The sequence below is a fragment of the Agromyces sp. NPDC060279 genome (assembly GCF_042726785.1).
Lineage (GTDB): Bacteria > Actinomycetota > Actinomycetes > Actinomycetales > Microbacteriaceae > Agromyces.
In genome coordinates this window covers 159334-173825 of sequence record NZ_JBHXBK010000004.1, presented here as the reverse complement: position 1 = coordinate 173825, position 14492 = coordinate 159334, and the positions used below count along the sequence as shown (strand labels likewise).

At 73.1% G+C, this 14492-nt stretch carries 17 protein-coding genes; 12 read left to right on the top strand and 5 right to left on the bottom strand.

The features are described from left to right. Positions 1 to 89: 89 nt before the first annotated feature. On the bottom strand, positions 90 to 380 hold the full coding sequence (locus ACFWE1_RS13500; protein ID WP_243569208.1) for a DUF4287 domain-containing protein: 291 nt from the start codon (positions 378 to 380) through the stop codon (positions 90 to 92). A gap of 32 nt (positions 381 to 412) precedes the next feature. Next, positions 413 to 748: a cupin domain-containing protein gene (locus ACFWE1_RS13495; RefSeq protein ID WP_376933941.1), complete on the bottom strand. Its 336-nt coding sequence runs from the start codon at positions 746 to 748 to the stop codon at positions 413 to 415. Positions 749 to 794: 46 nt separating this feature from the next. On the opposite strand from ACFWE1_RS13495, the gene ACFWE1_RS13490 reads away from it, so the two are divergent. Further along, positions 795 to 1784, top strand: coding sequence for a DUF5937 family protein (locus ACFWE1_RS13490; RefSeq protein ID WP_376933940.1), 990 nt, complete (start codon positions 795 to 797; stop codon positions 1782 to 1784). A 21-nt stretch (positions 1785 to 1805) separates the two neighbouring features. On the opposite strand, the gene ACFWE1_RS13485 is transcribed toward ACFWE1_RS13490, so the two are convergent. Continuing rightward, positions 1806 to 2714 (bottom strand): LysR family transcriptional regulator, encoded by a 909-nt coding sequence (locus tag ACFWE1_RS13485; protein WP_376933939.1) that lies wholly within the window; start codon positions 2712 to 2714, stop codon positions 1806 to 1808. An 83-nt stretch (positions 2715 to 2797) separates the two neighbouring features. Between ACFWE1_RS13485 and ACFWE1_RS13480 the strand changes: the two genes are divergently transcribed. Continuing rightward, positions 2798 to 4342 (top strand): aminotransferase class I/II-fold pyridoxal phosphate-dependent enzyme, encoded by a 1545-nt coding sequence (locus ACFWE1_RS13480; protein WP_376933938.1) that lies wholly within the window; start codon positions 2798 to 2800, stop codon positions 4340 to 4342. Here ACFWE1_RS13480 and ACFWE1_RS13475 read toward each other — a convergent pair. Beyond that, positions 4335 to 4910, bottom strand: coding sequence for a GNAT family N-acetyltransferase (locus ACFWE1_RS13475; RefSeq protein ID WP_243569203.1), 576 nt, complete (start codon positions 4908 to 4910; stop codon positions 4335 to 4337). The genes ACFWE1_RS13480 and ACFWE1_RS13475 overlap by 8 nt on opposite strands. 45 nt (positions 4911 to 4955) lie before the next feature. Then, positions 4956 to 5522, bottom strand: a complete 567-nt coding sequence (locus ACFWE1_RS13470) for a TetR/AcrR family transcriptional regulator (RefSeq protein WP_376933937.1) — start codon at positions 5520 to 5522, stop codon at positions 4956 to 4958. 129 nt (positions 5523 to 5651) lie between these two features. Here ACFWE1_RS13470 and ACFWE1_RS13465 point away from each other — a divergent pair, with 129 nt between their 5' ends. The 10 genes from ACFWE1_RS13465 to ACFWE1_RS13420 all read left to right on the top strand — a co-directional run bounded on the left by ACFWE1_RS13465 (position 5652) and on the right by ACFWE1_RS13420 (position 14491). After that, entirely contained in the window at positions 5652 to 6665 is a 1014-nt protein-coding gene (locus ACFWE1_RS13465) for an SDR family NAD(P)-dependent oxidoreductase (RefSeq protein WP_376933936.1), read from the top strand. A gap of 56 nt (positions 6666 to 6721) precedes the next feature. Beyond that, positions 6722 to 7798 carry an alpha/beta hydrolase fold domain-containing protein gene (locus ACFWE1_RS13460; protein WP_376933935.1) on the top strand — a complete coding sequence of 359 codons (1077 nt, stop codon included), beginning with the start codon at positions 6722 to 6724 and terminating at the stop codon, positions 7796 to 7798. 228 nt (positions 7799 to 8026) lie between these two features. Next, the gene (locus ACFWE1_RS13455; RefSeq protein WP_189085774.1) at positions 8027 to 8515 is read left to right on the top strand and encodes an FBP domain-containing protein; all 489 of its coding nucleotides are present in this window, start codon (positions 8027 to 8029) and stop codon (positions 8513 to 8515) included. A gap of 48 nt (positions 8516 to 8563) precedes the next feature. Continuing rightward, complete coding sequence (locus ACFWE1_RS13450; RefSeq protein WP_376933934.1) at positions 8564 to 9043, top strand: GNAT family N-acetyltransferase; 480 nt, start codon at positions 8564 to 8566, stop codon at positions 9041 to 9043. 83 nt (positions 9044 to 9126) lie between these two features. Continuing rightward, positions 9127 to 9705, top strand: coding sequence for a TetR/AcrR family transcriptional regulator (locus tag ACFWE1_RS13445; protein WP_376933933.1), 579 nt, complete (start codon positions 9127 to 9129; stop codon positions 9703 to 9705). Positions 9706 to 9782: 77 nt separating this feature from the next. Next, positions 9783 to 11141 carry a cytosine permease gene (locus ACFWE1_RS13440; protein WP_376933932.1) on the top strand — a complete coding sequence of 453 codons (1359 nt, stop codon included), beginning with the start codon at positions 9783 to 9785 and terminating at the stop codon, positions 11139 to 11141. Next, on the top strand, positions 11138 to 12265 hold the full coding sequence (locus tag ACFWE1_RS13435) for a DUF917 domain-containing protein (RefSeq protein ID WP_376933931.1): 1128 nt from the start codon (positions 11138 to 11140) through the stop codon (positions 12263 to 12265). Before ACFWE1_RS13440 ends, ACFWE1_RS13435 begins: the two co-directional genes overlap by 4 nt. Beyond that, the gene (locus ACFWE1_RS13430; protein WP_376933930.1) at positions 12265 to 13821 is read left to right on the top strand and encodes a hydantoinase/oxoprolinase N-terminal domain-containing protein; all 1557 of its coding nucleotides are present in this window, start codon (positions 12265 to 12267) and stop codon (positions 13819 to 13821) included. Before ACFWE1_RS13435 ends, ACFWE1_RS13430 begins: the two co-directional genes overlap by 1 nt. Before the next feature lie 86 nt (positions 13822 to 13907). Next, positions 13908 to 14111, top strand: coding sequence for a TraY domain-containing protein (locus tag ACFWE1_RS13425; protein WP_376933929.1), 204 nt, complete (start codon positions 13908 to 13910; stop codon positions 14109 to 14111). Further along, the gene (locus tag ACFWE1_RS13420; protein ID WP_376933928.1) at positions 14108 to 14491 is read left to right on the top strand and encodes a type II toxin-antitoxin system death-on-curing family toxin; all 384 of its coding nucleotides are present in this window, start codon (positions 14108 to 14110) and stop codon (positions 14489 to 14491) included. Before ACFWE1_RS13425 ends, ACFWE1_RS13420 begins: the two co-directional genes overlap by 4 nt. Position 14492 lies beyond the last annotated feature (1 nt).

Genomic DNA, 14492 nt, shown 5'->3' with positions numbered 1-14492 from the left:
GTGCAGCGGGCGTCGGGACCGCAGCGCCAGAGCGAAGGTAGGAGCCGTAGGAGGACGGTCGGCAGTGCGGCGGTGAATGCCCGGTGAACTCAGCGGTTCGGGTTGGTGTCCTTGCCGTCGAGCCAGAGCGTGTCGGTGGCGTCGCGGTGCACGCCGTCGGTGCCGACGTGCTTCTGGCTGATCTTCGGACCCTTGGTGATGACGTGCACGAGCGCCATGGCGTGCCCCTGGCCGAGGCCGTAGTCGGCTTTCAGCCAGGCGACGATCGGGGTGGCCTTGGTGGTCTCGTCGAAGCCCTGTTCGCGGGCCAGCTCGAGGAACTGGCGGGGCGTCAGCCCGGTCTTCGTCTCGATGTTGTCGAGGTAGCTCTGGAACGACATGCGGTGCTCCCTGGTGGTCGGTCGGCGGGTGGTCAGGAGGTCTGGACGATGGTGTCGGAGGCGTGGATGCCGATGAGGCGCAGCCTGCCCGGCCCGGCGTTCACGAAGCCGTGCCAGGTGTTCGGCGGCACGGTGGCGGTGTCGCCGTCGTGCAGTTCGAGCTCCTCGTCTCCGATCGTGGCACGGGCGGTGCCCTCGATGACGAGCCACGTCTCGTGGTACGGATGCCAGTGCCGCTCGGCGCCCTCGCCGGGCCGGTTGTCGACGAAGAAGTACGAGATGGCGGCCCCGTGCTCGCGGCCCTCGAAGCGGCGCGTGCCGCGGGTGCCGATGCGGAGTTCCTCGGCGGTGACGATGTGTGCGGACATGCGATGAGCTTCCGCCCGAGGCATCCGCGCTCGGTAGTCTTTCGATGTGGATCGAAACTTCGTCGACTTCCGGCTCGCGCCCGGCGACGTCTCCGCGATCCGCTTCGGCGTCTCGCCCGGCCACGAACTCGCGCACGCGGTGCGCGTGCTGCAGCGCCCGGCCGAGCATCCGTTGCAGTGGGGCTGGCTGCGCGCGGTGCGCGAGCGCCTGCCGCGCGAGCCCTTCGAACTCCTCGCCGTGCTCATCGGCGTCGACGGCTACCTGCCCGACTTCCTGACCTCCGACCCGGCGTGGGACCTCGAGCCGGCCGACGAGGCCGAGGCCATCCGGCGGGCGCCGATCGCCCCCATGCTCGTCGACCTCGAGAAGATGGTGCTCCGCTCCGAGGGGGCCAGGCAGGCCGCGCTGCGCCGCATGATCGCCGCCCCCGAGCGGGCGCGCGCGATGGTCGCCGACGCCTGGGACGCGGTCTGGGAAGCCGCGCTCGCCCCCGTCTGGCCGCAGCTCGAACGGATCCTGCGCGCCGACATCGCCGTGCGCGCCCGCCGCGTCGCGACCGCGGGACTCGCGAGCATAATCGACGAGCTGCACCCCTCGGTGCGCTGGAGCGAGGGTTCGGTCCGCGTGCAGCTGCGCCTGCACCGCGAGGCGCTCGACTGCCGGGGGAGCGGGCTCGTGCTCGTGCCCTCGGTGATGAGCTCCCTCGGCTGCATGGTGCTCACCGAACCGCCCGCCCAGCCGACCGTGTTCTACCCGGCGCAGGGGGTCACCGAGCGCTGGGCGCGCGACCCCGCATCCATCGAGGCCGCGCTCGGCGCGCTGCTCGGCCCCGCCCGCGCCGGCATCCTGCTCTCGGCGCACAGCCCCCGCAGCACCTCGCAGGTCGCCGCCGACGCCGGGCTCGCCGTCTCGACCGCCTCGCACCATCTCACGGTGCTCCGCGAGGCCGGGCTCGTTGCGAGCCGCCGCGAGGGCACGAGCGTGCTGCACCTGCGCACCCCGCTCGGCGAGGCGATGATCGGCGCGGTGCTCTAGGCCTGCTCGGGCGCCCGTGCGTTAGGCGGGATCGCGCTCGCCGCCGGCGCCCGCGTCGAGCGCCGCCGAGAGCGCGTCGCGCAGCCCCGGCTCCATCGTCGCCGCCGTGACGAGCGAGACCTCGCGCGAGAGCCGGAGCCCAGCGGGCGGTGCGAGCACGAGGTCGTCGCGCCACACCGGCAGCGCGAGCTCGGGCACGAGGGCGGCCCCGAGCCCGGCCGCGACGTACTCCACGACCACCCGGTAGTCGTCGCTGCGCGGGCCGATCACGGGCTCGAAGCCCGCCCGCCGCGCCGCGGCGCGGAACGCCGCATCGACCGGGTCGTCGTCCTTCGTGCCGATGATCCACGGCGTGCCGGCCAGGGCGCGGAGCGGCACCGGCCCGCCCTCGCTCAGCGGATGCCCCGCCGGCAGCACGAGCGAGAAGCGCTCCGTGAAGAGTCGGGTACGGGTGAGGCCCGGCATCGCGCGAGGCGCCTCGCCGGGGGTGTCGTAGACGACGGCCGCGTCGAGCGCCATCCGCCCGAGTGCCGCCTCGATGCCGTCGAGCTCGGCCTCGAAGGCCTCCACGCGCCATCCCTGTCCGTCGAGCGCCCGCACAAGCTGGGGGAGCAGCCGGGCCGCGGCCGTCGGGAACACCCCGAAGCGCACCGTGCGCCGCCCCGTCTCGAGCGCGTCCCGGACCTCGGCGAGCGCCCGTTCCGCGCGCTCGGTGATCGCGACGGCATGCGGCAGCCAGGCGCGTCCGGCGTCGGTCAGCCTCGTGCCGGCCGAATCGCTCGCGATCACCGGCGCTCCGGTGACCCGGCCGAGCGCGGCGAGGTGGTGCGAGACGGTCGGCTGGCTCCAGTCGAGCGCCCGTGCCGCCCGGGCGAGCGAGCCGTGCTCCTCGACCGCGCGCAGGGCGCGCAGCTGCCGCAGGTCGAGCATCGTCGCTCACCTCCATACCCAGTATCGAGATCTGCAGCCTACCCGCTATTCCGTATCGAAGCGCTCGAGAGGAGGATCGAGGCATGACCGCCCCCTACGCCGACGCCCTCGCCCAGTACGCCGCCCGCGACGACCGGGTGCGACTGTACGTGCCCGGGCACGGCGCCGACGCCGAGGCGGCGCCCGCGCTCGCCGAGTACTTCGGGGCCGAGCTGCTGCGCCACGACGTGACGCCGCTGCTCTCCGGGCTCGACAAGGGGCCGGGCAATGCGCTCGACGAGGCGCAGCGGCTCGCGGCCGGGGCCTGGGGGGCGAAGCGCACCTGGTTCCTTACCAACGGCGCCTCGCAGGCGAACCGCATGGCGGCCATCGCGCTCGGCTCCTTCCGGGCGGCGGAGGCCCCGGTGCTCGCGCAGCGCAGCGCGCACTCCTCGTTCATCGACGGCATCATCCTCGCCGGCCTCGTGCCCGCCTTCGTCGCGCCCACGATCGACCCCGTGCTCGGCATCAACCACGGCGTCTCGCCCGCCGCCCTCCGCGACGCGATCGAGCGCGGCGAGGCCCGGCCCAAGGCCGTCTACCTCATCTCACCGAGCTACTTCGGCGCCGTCGCCGACGTGGCGGCGCTCGCCGAGGCCGCCCACGCGGTCGGCGCGCCGCTCATCGTCGACGCCGCCTGGGGTGCGCACTTCGGCTTCCACCCGGCGCTGCCGGAGAACCCGCTCGCGCTCGGCGCCGACCTCGTCGTCTCGAGCACGCACAAGCTCGCCGGCAGCCTCACCCAGTCGGCCATGCTGCACCTCGGCGACGGCCCGTTCGCCGCGGAGCTCGAGCCGCTGCTCGAGCGCGCGTTCGCGCTCACCCAGTCGACGAGCACGAGCGCGCTGCTGCTCGCCTCGCTCGACCTCGCCCGCGACAGCATCGAGCACGGCGAGGCCCGCATCGCCCGGTCGATCGAGGCGGCGGACCGGCTGCGCGAGGCGGTTCGGGCGCGCGGTCGCTTCGGCATCGTGAGCGACGGCTTCGACCGCTTCGAGGACATCGTCGCGGTCGACCCGCTGCGCGTCTCGATCGACGTCGGCGCGGCCGGGCTGAACGGGCACGCGGTGCGCGAGCGGCTCGAGCACGAGGGGGTCTCCTTCGAGATCTCGACCGACTCGGCCGTCGTCGCCGTGCTCGGCGCGGGGGCCGTGCCCGACATCGGCCGCATCGTCGAGGCACTGCACGCGATCCCGGCCGTCGAGCCGGCCGCCGGCGAGGCCCTCGTCGCCCGCGCCGGTGCGCTCGCGCTGCCCGCGCCGGGGCCGCTCGTCATGCGCCCCCGCGACGCGTTCCTCGCGCCGGGCGAGGCCGTGCCGATCGAACAGGCCGTCGGCCGGGTGTCGACCGACTCGCTCGCGGCGTACCCGCCCGGCATCCCGAACGTGCTGCCCGGCGAGCGCATCACCGCCGAGGTGGTCGCGTTTCTGCGCCGCATCGCGGCCATGCCCGGCGGGCACGTGCGCGGCGCGGCCGACCCGGCGCTCTCGGTGCTGCGCGTGGTGCGCGCCGATCACGGGCAGCCCGACACCGCCGACGTCGACGCCGCCGCGGCGCTCGACGCCGCTCGGGAGCTCGCCCTCAGCTGAGGTCGAGCCGCATGATGACGCGCGGATGCCCCGACAGCACCGACTGCGTATCGGACGCCTTCTCGAAACCGGCCGCCTCGAACACCGCCCGGGTGCCGACGTAGGCCATGGTCAGGTCGACCTTCTCGCCCCGGTTGTCGACCGGGTAGCCCTCGATCGCGGGCGCACCGCGCTCGCGCGCGAACTCGACGGCCCCGGTGAGCAGGTGGTGCACGAGGCCCTGCTTGCGGTGGCCGGGGCGCACCCGGAAGCACCACACCGACCACACGTCGAGCTCGTCGACGTGCGGGATGCGCCGGTTCTTCGCGAAGCTCGTGTCGGCGCGCGGGTGCACGGCAGCCCAGCCGACCGGCTCATCGCCATCGTACGCGAGCACGCCGGGCGGCGGGTCTTGCGCGCAGAGCTCGCGCACCCTGGCGGATCGGGCCGGCTCCTTCAGCGACACGTTCTCTTTCGAGGACAGCAGGCGGTAGCTCAGGCAGAAGCACACGTTCGACGTCGGCTTCTTCGGCCCGATAACGGCGGCGACGTCGTCGAAGACGTCGGCCGGGCGAACTTCGATCCCCATGCGCAGAGTCTGGCATCCGCCGCCGACAACGCGGGCGCACCGGCGCTAGGGCAGCTCGCGGGTGTCGCCGGGGCCGAGCACCATGCGCCAGAGCCACTCGGCGGCGACGTCGACGTCGGGCAGCGGGTCGAGCTCGAGCCAGGCGGTGATGACGCCCACGATCGAGCCGGCGAGGCCGCCGGCGGCGACCTCGATGGGCATCTCGTCGAAGGCGTGCGAGTGGGTGCGGGCGACGCCCTCGCGCACGAGGGCGGCGACCCGGCCCCGGAGCCGGGCGACGACGAGCGCGGAGCCGCGCGGGCCGAGCGCCCGCCGGTAGAGCTCGGCGTGGTCGGCGAAGTGGGCGAGGAAGTGCGCCATGCCATCCGGCGGCCGACCGGTCGGCACGAGCTCCAGCTCGGGGGCGCTCGCGCCGGCGGCGTCGGCCGCGGCGTCGAGGGCGTCGGCGAGCAGCTCGTCGCGGTCGCCGTAGTGCTGGTAGAAGCTGCTGCGGTTGACGCCGGCTCGTTCGGCGATGAGGCTGACGCTCAGTTCGTCGAACGGCCGCTCGCGGGCGAGTTCGAGCAGCGCGCCCTGCAGCGCCCGCCTGGTCCGTTCGACTCGTGCATCCACCGTGCGATTCTGCCAGCTCGACGGCGCGAGAGCTGGGAGATTTCCGACATTCGTCGGTTTTCCCACAAATGTCGGATATTCTGAACGAGACGCGAGATCACGCGCCTGGGACCGAAGAAGGAGACCCCGATGTCGCACCACCCCCTGACCGCGAACAGCTCGATCGAGCAGTGGCTCGAGCACCCGGAGGGCGGCCCCCTCGTGCGCGGGCTGCTCGCCGCGAGCGGCGCCTCGGAGGAGACGCTCGCCCCGATCAAGGGGCTCCCGCTGCAGCAGCTCGTCGCCCTGAGCCAGGGCCAGCTTCCGCAGTCTGTGATCGACGACCTCGTGCTGAAGGCGAACGGCGGCGTCATGCCCGATGGCGACGCCGAGGCATCCGGCTGGCAGGAGCGCGTGACGCCCGGCCGCTTCGACGGCCGCACCATCGTCGTGACCGGCGCGGCGTCCGGCATCGGCCGGGCCACCGCCTCGCGTATCGTGCGCGAGGGCGGCCGGGTCGTCGCCGTCGACATCTCCGCCGAGCGGCTCGCGGAGTTCGCGGCCTCCGCTCCCGAGGGGCAGGTCGTCGCGGTCGCCGCCGACGTCACGAAGCAGGACGACATCGACCGCGTCGTCGCCGCCGCGGGCGGCCGCATCGACGGCCTCGCCAACGTCGCCGGTGTGAACGACGACTTCTCGCCGCTCGCCGAGACGAGCGACGCGATCTGGGACCGCGTCATCGGCATCAACCTCACGGGCGTCTTCAAGCTCACCCGTGCGGTGCTGCCCGGCATGGTCGAGGCCGGCCGCGGTTCGGTCGTGAACGTCGCGAGCGAGGCCGGCATCCGCGGCAACGCCTCGGGCAACGCCTACACGGTCTCGAAGCACGGCGTCGTGGGCCTCACCCGCAGCGCCGCCTTCATGTACGGGCCGCAGGGCATCCGCGTGAACGCCGTCGCCCCGGGCGGCGTCGCCACCGGCATCCCGTTCCCGCCGCACGTCTCGGAGGCCGGGCAGGCCCGACTCAGCCCGTTCCAGCAGCAGATCCCGACGATCGCGACGGCGGAGCAGCTCGCCGCCTCGATCACCTTCCTGCTGAGCGACGACGGCGTCAACATCAACGGCGCCGTGCTGCCGAGCGACGGCGGCTGGTCGGTGCAGTAGGCCGGGCCACCCCGTTCGCTCCCGCGACGCGCCGGTCGGCTGCCAGCATGTGAGGCGTGACCCGTCGACCGCGCACCGACCCTGACGCCGCCGTCCTGGACCGGCGGCCGCCGCTCTCGCGCCGCGCACGGCGCTGGACCCTCGCCGCACTCATCGCCGCCTTCGTGATCGTCGCGGTCACCGGCCTCACCTCGGCGACCCCGTGGCCCGCGGCGATGCTCATCCGCTCGGTGTTCGAGCAGGGCGGCACGGCCACCGCGCAGGAGATGCTCGAGTACGGGCCCGAGCCCGCCGGCCCGGTGGATGCACGGCTCGACCAGGCGACGGACGTCGCGGGCGGGCCGGGCACCGGCTTCGACGTGTTCACCCCGGCCGGCGCGAGCGGCGCGCACCCCACGGTCGTCTGGATCCACGGCGGCGCGTGGATCTCGGGCTCGAAGGAGAACGTCGCCCCCTACCTCAGCCTCATCGCGAGCCACGGCTACACCGCGATCGGCGTCGACTACACCGTCGCCCCCGAAGCCACCTACCCGACCGCGGTGAACCAGCTGAACGACACCCTCGGCTACCTGCTCGAGCACGCCGAGGAGTACGGCGTCGACCCCGACCACCTCGTGCTCGCGGGCGACTCGGCCGGCGCGCAGCTCGCGAGCCAGCTCGCCGTGCTCACCACCAACCAGAAGTACGCGCACCTCCTCGGCATCGAGCCCGCGCTGCAGCCGGAGCAGCTCTCGGCGCTCGTGCTGAACTGCGGCGTCTACGACCTGCCCGCGATGGCCGAGCTGAACGGCATCGGGCAGTGGGGGCTCAAGGTCGCACTGTGGGCCTACACGGGCACGAAGAACTGGTCGAGCGACTACGCGGGCAGCACGATGTCGACCATCGAGTTCGTCACGGAGGAGCTGCCGCCCACCTTCATCAGCGGCGGCAACGGCGACGCGCTCACCTGGATCGAGTCGATCCCGATGTCGAACGCCCTGCACGACGCCGGTGTCGAGACGACCGAGCTGTTCTGGCCGGCCGACCACGAGCCGCAGCTGCCGCACGAGTACCAGTTCCACTTCAAACTCGACGAGGCGCAGGAGGCCTTCGTGCAGACGATCGACTTCCTCGACCGCTACGCCGACCGCTGAGCCGGTCGGGCCGCCTGGCCGGGCACCGGAGTACACTCGACTCCGTGCTTCGATCCGTCTGCATCCAGGAGGTCTCCGGCGCCCCACGCGCCGCGATCAGGTGACCCCGCCCCCGGTTCCTCCGCGCGCGAGCAGGAGGGGCCGCGGTTCGGCGCGCCCGCGCGCCGAGGTCATCGCTTCCTCCGGCCGCCCGTCTCCGGGCGCCACGCAGACAAAGGTCACTTCACCATGCATTCCCTGAACGACGCGCAGATCCGCGCCTCCTTCGTCAACGCCAGCGTGCGCGAACGCGCCGCCCTCACCCTGCCGCCCGGCTTCGCCGAGCTCGACTGGGATCGCCTCGACTTCCTCGGCTGGCGCGATCCCAAGCTCCCGCTCGTCGCGTACGCGGTCGTCCCGGGCGAGCAGGGACCCGTCGGCATCATGCTGCGCCGAGCCGAGGGGCGCCTGCGCTCCCGGCCGCAGTGCGCGTGGTGCGAGGACGTGCACCTGCCGAACGACGTGCTCTTCTACGTCGCGAAGCGGGGCGGCCAGGCGGGCCGCCGCGGCGACACCGTCGGCACGCTCGTCTGCGCCGACTTCCAGTGCTCGAAGAACGTGCGGAAGCGGCCGCCGGTCGCCTACCTCGGCTTCGACGTGGAGGCCGCACGCGAGCGCCGCATCGAGGCGCTGCGCGAGAACGTCGCGGGCTTCGTCCGCGCGGTCACGGCGGACTGAGCGCGGGCGGGACCCGGTGGATGCCTCGATGCGTGGCATCGTGGGAGGGTGACGCTCACCACCATCGAGGCATCCGGGTCCCGCTACGCGCTGCGCCGTGCCGAGCGCGACGACGTCGAGGCGATCCTCGAGCTGCTCGCCGGCGACGTGCTGCGCCGGGAGGAGTCGCGCAGCGACGCCGCCGCCGCGCGGCGCGCGTTCGAGGTCATCGACGCGGATGCCTCGCAGCTGCTCGTCGTGGTCGAGGGGCCGGGCGGCGCGATCGTGGGCACGATGCAGCTGACGTTCATCCCGGGCCTGTCGCGCGGCGGGGCGACCCGCATGCAGATCGAGGCGGTGCGCGTCGCTGAGACGCTGCGCGGCGGCGGCATCGGCGCGGCGATGATCGAGTGGGCGATCGGGCACGCCCGCGAGCGCGGCGCCCGGCTCGTGCAGCTGACGAGCGACGCGCGCCGCGACGCCGCGCACCGCTTCTACGAGCGGCTGGGTTTCGAGGCATCCCACGTCGGGTTCAAGCTCGCCCTCTGAGCGGCGACGCACGGCGAAACCGCTCTTGCATGCCGCGGGATCGAGGACTAGCCTCTGCCTAACTAATGATCGTTAGGCAGGCCATGACCAGAGCGCAGATCCTCTCCGAAGCCCGTGCGGTGTTCGGGCGACGAGGCTACGCCGAGGCGAGCCTGCGCGAGATCGCCGGGGCCGTCGGAATCAAGACGCCCTCCCTGTACGCGCACTTCCCCAGCAAGGAGGCGCTGTACGAGGCGGTCTACGCCGAGGTCGTCGTCGAGCACACCGCGTTCTTCGACGAGCTCGTGCAGCGAAGCGGCGCACTGCCGCCCCTGGAGCGGCTGCGCCACTTCCTCGGCGGCATCGAGTCGTACTACCGCGACCGACCCGACCTCGCCGAGTTCAGCCTGCGCGCCGCGCTCGCCGAATACGGCCCAGACGGGCAGGCGCTGCGGCAGATCTTCCTCGACACCGAGTCCGAGCTCGCCGCCGCCGTGCGCCGGGCCTACGACGACGGCGTCGCGGCGGGCAGCTTCGCCCCGGGCGACCCCGAGGGATTCACCGCCCTCGTCTTCGTCATCATGGACGGCCTGTTCCTGCAGCTCACGCACTACGCGCCCGAGGTGTACCGCGAGCGATTCGAGCACGCCTGGCGGCAGCTCGCCGCCGCGCTCTCCACCTGACCGGCATCCCCCCTCCCGACTTGCCCGACTTTCATGAAAGTTGGGCAAGTCCGACTCTCGCTTCCGAAAGAACCCCCATGGACTCGACCGACTACGAGCACGGAACCGTGCCCGCCGACCAGCGCAAGAGCTGGATCTCCATCGCCGCCGTCTGGATCGCCATCGGCATCGACCTCTCCGGCGCCTTCCTCGGCATCGCCCTCGCCTCGGGCATGGCCTTCTGGCCCGCCATCCTCGCGACCGTCACCGGCTCCCTGCTGCTCGGCCTGCTCGCGATGGCGTGCGCCTACGTCGGCGCCGCGACCGGGCTGTCCACCGCGATGATCTCGCGCGCCGTGTTCGGCAAGATCGGCGGAGCGGTGCTCGCCCTGGCCCTCGCGATCAGCCTGCTCGGCTGGTTCGCGGTGCAGGCGGGCTTCTTCGGCGCGAACGCGCAGATCGCCTTCACCGAGCTCACCGGGCTCGAGCTGCCCGTGCAGCTGTTCACGGCGATCGGCGGCGTGCTCATGGTGCTCACCGCCCTCTGGGGGTACCGCTCGATCTCGCGGCTCAGCACGCTCGCCGTGCCGCTGCTGCTCATCCTGCTCGTCGTGGGCGTCATCGTCGCCTTCGCCGTGCACGGCGCGAGCGGCCTCGACGCACCGGTCGAGGCGACCATCACCTTCGGCGGCGCGGTCTCGCTCGTCATGGGCATCTTCATCCTCGGCGTCGTGTCGGCCCCCGACATGGCGCGCTGGGCGAAGACGCCGAAGCAGGCGATGGCGGCCGGCTTCGTCGGCTTCTTCTTCGGCAACTCGATCATCATCGTCGTCGCGATCCTGCTCGCCCGCGTGATGAACCAGTCCGAGCTCATGACCATCTACTTCGCCCTCGGGCTGGGCGTCGTCGCGGTCGTCGTGCTGATCCTCGCGCAGTGGACGACGAACACGACGAACATCTACTCCGCGGCCCTGAGCTTCGCCTCGATCAACGGGCGGCTCAACCGGCGCACGCTGACGATCATCGGCGGGGCGATCGGCATCGTCATCGCCGTCGCGGGCGCCGCGGACTTCTTCGTGCCGTTCATCCTCGCGATCGGCGTCGTCATCGCACCGTACGGCGGCGTCTACCTCGCCGCGTACCTCACCGGCCGGCGCAGCCCCCGCTGGAGCGCGGGCGCGGCGGTGCCCACGGTCGACGGCTGGGCGATCGCGGCGTGGGCGGTCGGCATCCTCGTCGCGCTCGCGACGACGAACCCCGCCGACGGCCTCGGCCTCGGCTGGTTCAGTCTCACCACGATCTCGGCGCTCGACGGCCTCATCGTCGGCTTCGTGGTCTACCTCGCGCTGCTGCCGCTGCGACGGCGCGAACTGCCGGAGCAGGTCGAGTCTGCTGCGAGCGCCGCCACCGGGGCCGCCGCCGGTGCCGGCCTGGACCCCGAGGAGGCCCGCGCATGAGCGAGCGGCTCATCACCGAGTCCGACATCGACGAGATCGCCCTCGGCGCGGCCGTGCTCGGCACGGGCGGCGGCGGCGACCCGCACGTCGGCTCGCTCATCGCGAAGCGGCTCATCCGCCTGCACGGACCGGTGCGCCTCATCGACGTCGACGCCCTCGAAGACCGTGACTTCGTGGTGCCGATCGGCGGTATCGGCGCCCCGTCCGTGAGCGTCGAGCGCATCCAGGCCGAGTCCGAGCTGCTCGCCGCGCTCGAGGCGATCGAGGGCGCGGTGCGCCGCGTGCCGACGGCGATCATGCCGATCGAGGTCGGCGGCGGCAACTCGATGCTGCCGATCGCGGCGGCCGCGCTCGCGGGCCTCCCCGTCGTCGACGGCGACGCGATGGGCCGGGCCTTCCCCGAGGCGCAGATGGTGACGTTCCACCTCGCCGGCTACGGCCCGGGCGCGACGGTGCTCGTCGACCACCGCGGCAACGAGGTCGTCAGCCGGCCCGTCGACGGCGCCTGGTCCGAGCGGCTCGCCCGCGCCGCGACCGTCGAGATGGGCGGTGCGGCCACGATGATCGACTACGCCTACGGCGGCGAGGTGGTGCGCGAGTGCGCCATCCCCGCGACGCTCACGCAGGCGCAGCGGATCGGCCGCATCCTGCTGGGGCGGGATGCCTCGGGCGCCGAACTGCGCGACGACGAGAAGATCGACGCGCTCTGCGCCGAACTCGACGCCGTGCGGCTGTTCGACGGCAAGGTCGCCGACCTGCAGCGCGAGGTCGTCGGCGGCTTCACCCGCGGCGCGGCCGAGCTCGACGGCGTCGGCGAGGACCGCGGCCGCGGCTTCCGCCTCGACTTCCAGAACGAGATGCTGCTCGCCCGCCGCGACGGCGAGCTCGCCGCGGTCACGCCCGACCTGATCGCCGTGCTCGACCTCGCGACCGGCCTGCCGATCACGACCGAGGCGCTGCGCTACGGCGCGCGCGTCACGGTCATCGCCATGCCCTGCCACGAGAAGTGGCGCACCGAGGCCGGCCTCGCGACCGCGGGTCCCGCGCACTTCGGCTACGACGTCGACTGGATTCCCGTCGAGGAACTCGCCCGGCAGCGGCGCGAGCGGAAGGAGGCGGCGTGATGACCGCAGCGCAGGGCTATCGCATCGGCATCGACGTCGGCGGCACGAACACCGACGCGGTCGTGCTCGACGGCCGGCTCGACGTCGTCGCCTCCGTGAAGCGGCCGACCACCGCCGACACCGGTGACGGCGTCGCCGCCGCGATCGACGCGGTGCTGGATGCCGCCGGCATCGACCCGGCGCTCGTCACGCACGCCATGCTCGGCACGACGCACTGCACGAACGCCATCGTCGAGCGCCGCGGCCTCGGCCGGGTCGGCATCCTCCGGCTCGGCGCGCCGGCCACGACCGCCGTGCCGCCGCTCGAAGGCTGGCCCGAGGATCTGCGCCGGGCGATCGGCGAGCACGCCCACCTCGTCGCGGGCGGCTACGAGGTCGACGGGCGACTGCTCGCCCCGCTCGACGAGGACGCCGTGCGCCAGGCCTGCCGCAGCATGCGCGGAGAGGTCGATGCGGTCGCCGTCGTCGGTGTCTTCTCGCCGGTCGACGAGCGGCAGGAGGAGCGGGTCGCCGCGATCGTGGCCGAGGAGCTCGGCGTGCCGGTCTCGCGCTCGGCCCGCATCGGCTCGCTCGGACTGCTCGAGCGGGAGAACGCGACCGTGCTGAACGCGGCGCTGATGCGCACGCTCACGCAGATGGCGGAGGGCTTCGTCGGGGCGCTGCGGGCCCGCGGCATCGAGGCGACGCCGTACTTCGGGCAGAACGACGGCACGCTCATGCAGCTCGAGTACGCGCTCGAGTTCCCGGTGCTCACGATCGGCTGCGGCCCGACGAACTCGATCCGCGGCGCGGCGCACCTCTCGGGGGCGAGCGACGCCCTCGTCGTCGACATCGGCGGCACCACGACCGACATCGGCGTGCTCGTCGGCGGGTTCCCCCGGCAGTCGGCGCACGCGGTCGAGATCGGCGGCATCCGCACGAACTTCCGCATGCCCGATGTGCTGTCCGTCGGCCTCGGCGGCGGCACGATCGTGCGCCCGCAGGGTGACGGCGTCACCGTCGGACCCGACAGCGTCGGCTACCGTCTGCCGCAGGAGGGCCTCGCGTTCGGCGGTGGCACGCTCACCGCGACCGATGTGGCGCTCGCGGTGGGCGGTGCGACGATCGACGGGCTCACCGCCCCCGAGCTGGATGGCGCGACCGGGGCGGCCGCCTGGGCCGGCATCCGCGAACTGCTCGAGGACTCGATCGACCGGATGAAGCCGAACGCCGCGCCGGTGCCCGTCATCCTCGTGGGCGGGGGCAGCATCATCGCGCCCGACGAGCTCGACGGGGTCGCGGAGCTGATCCGCCCCGAGCACTTCGGTGCGGCCAACGCGGTGGGCGCCGCGCTCGGCGAGATCGCCGGACAGGTCGAGAAGATCTACCGGCTCGAGGGCACCGACCGCCGGGCGTCGCGGGAGGATGCCTCGCGAGAGGCCGCCGAGCGCGCCCGCCTGGCGGGCGCCGACCCGGCGACGATCGAGCTCGTCGCGGTGGAGGAGCTGCCGGTGGCGTACCTCGACGGGCAAGCCGTGCTCATCCGGGCGCGGGCGGTCGGGCGGCTCGCAGCCTGAGCGGCGCTGCGCCTCGGCCCGCCTCCGCGGTCGTGCTCCTGATGGGATGGTATCAAGGTGATACCATCCCATCAGGAGGTTTTCTCATGGCTATGACGCTCCGCCTCGACGAGCAGCACGACGCGTTGCTCGAGGCGCTCGCCGCCCGCTTCGGGCGCTCGAAGACCGACGTCGTGCAGTTCGCCCTCGACGAGCTCGCGGTGCGGGCCGACAAGACCGAACGCACGCTGGCCGCGTTCGAGCGGGTCCGGACTCGCGACCGGGCGCTCCTCGACCGCCTCGCCCGATGACGGAGTACCTCGACCCCGCGGACGTCGAGGCACTGCTCGAGGCGGAGGGCTTTCACTTCAAGGATGGGACCCGCGGGCGCAATCTGCTGCTGTCGGCGCTCGCTGCGCCGTTGCCCGTCTTCGGCGAAGAGGTGCATCCGAGCCTCGAGGAGAAGGCGGCCGCCCTGCTCATCGCCGTCGTCCGCGACCACGCCCTCGCCGACGGCAACAAGCGCCTCTCTTGGTTCGTCACGGTGGCCTTCCTCGAGTTGAACAGGATGGACCTCGTGCCGGGGCCGGTGGAGGAGACCGCGCAGTTCATCGAGGAGGTCGCCGACGGGGCGATCGGCCTTGACGCGGCGACCGCCTGGATCACCGCGCGGCTGCGCCCGCTCGCCTGAG

Coding starts and splice junctions, on each gene's coding strand:
- ACFWE1_RS13500 (WP_243569208.1), bottom strand. CDS start 380: ATGTCGTTCCAGAGCTACCTCGACAACATCGAGACGAAGACCGGGCTG.
- ACFWE1_RS13495 (WP_376933941.1), bottom strand. CDS start 748: ATGTCCGCACACATCGTCACCGCCGAGGAACTCCGCATCGGCACCCGC.
- ACFWE1_RS13485 (WP_376933939.1), bottom strand. CDS start 2,714: ATGCTCGACCTGCGGCAGCTGCGCGCCCTGCGCGCGGTCGAGGAGCAC.
- ACFWE1_RS13480 (WP_376933938.1), top strand. CDS start 2,798: ATGACCGCCCCCTACGCCGACGCCCTCGCCCAGTACGCCGCCCGCGAC.
- ACFWE1_RS13475 (WP_243569203.1), bottom strand. CDS start 4,910: ATGGGGATCGAAGTTCGCCCGGCCGACGTCTTCGACGACGTCGCCGCC.
- ACFWE1_RS13465 (WP_376933936.1), top strand. CDS start 5,652: ATGTCGCACCACCCCCTGACCGCGAACAGCTCGATCGAGCAGTGGCTC.
- ACFWE1_RS13455 (WP_189085774.1), top strand. CDS start 8,027: ATGCATTCCCTGAACGACGCGCAGATCCGCGCCTCCTTCGTCAACGCC.
- ACFWE1_RS13445 (WP_376933933.1), top strand. CDS start 9,127: ATGACCAGAGCGCAGATCCTCTCCGAAGCCCGTGCGGTGTTCGGGCGA.
- ACFWE1_RS13440 (WP_376933932.1), top strand. CDS start 9,783: ATGGACTCGACCGACTACGAGCACGGAACCGTGCCCGCCGACCAGCGC.
- ACFWE1_RS13435 (WP_376933931.1), top strand. CDS start 11,138: ATGAGCGAGCGGCTCATCACCGAGTCCGACATCGACGAGATCGCCCTC.
- ACFWE1_RS13430 (WP_376933930.1), top strand. CDS start 12,265: ATGACCGCAGCGCAGGGCTATCGCATCGGCATCGACGTCGGCGGCACG.
- ACFWE1_RS13425 (WP_376933929.1), top strand. CDS start 13,908: ATGGCTATGACGCTCCGCCTCGACGAGCAGCACGACGCGTTGCTCGAG.
- ACFWE1_RS13420 (WP_376933928.1), top strand. CDS start 14,108: ATGACGGAGTACCTCGACCCCGCGGACGTCGAGGCACTGCTCGAGGCG.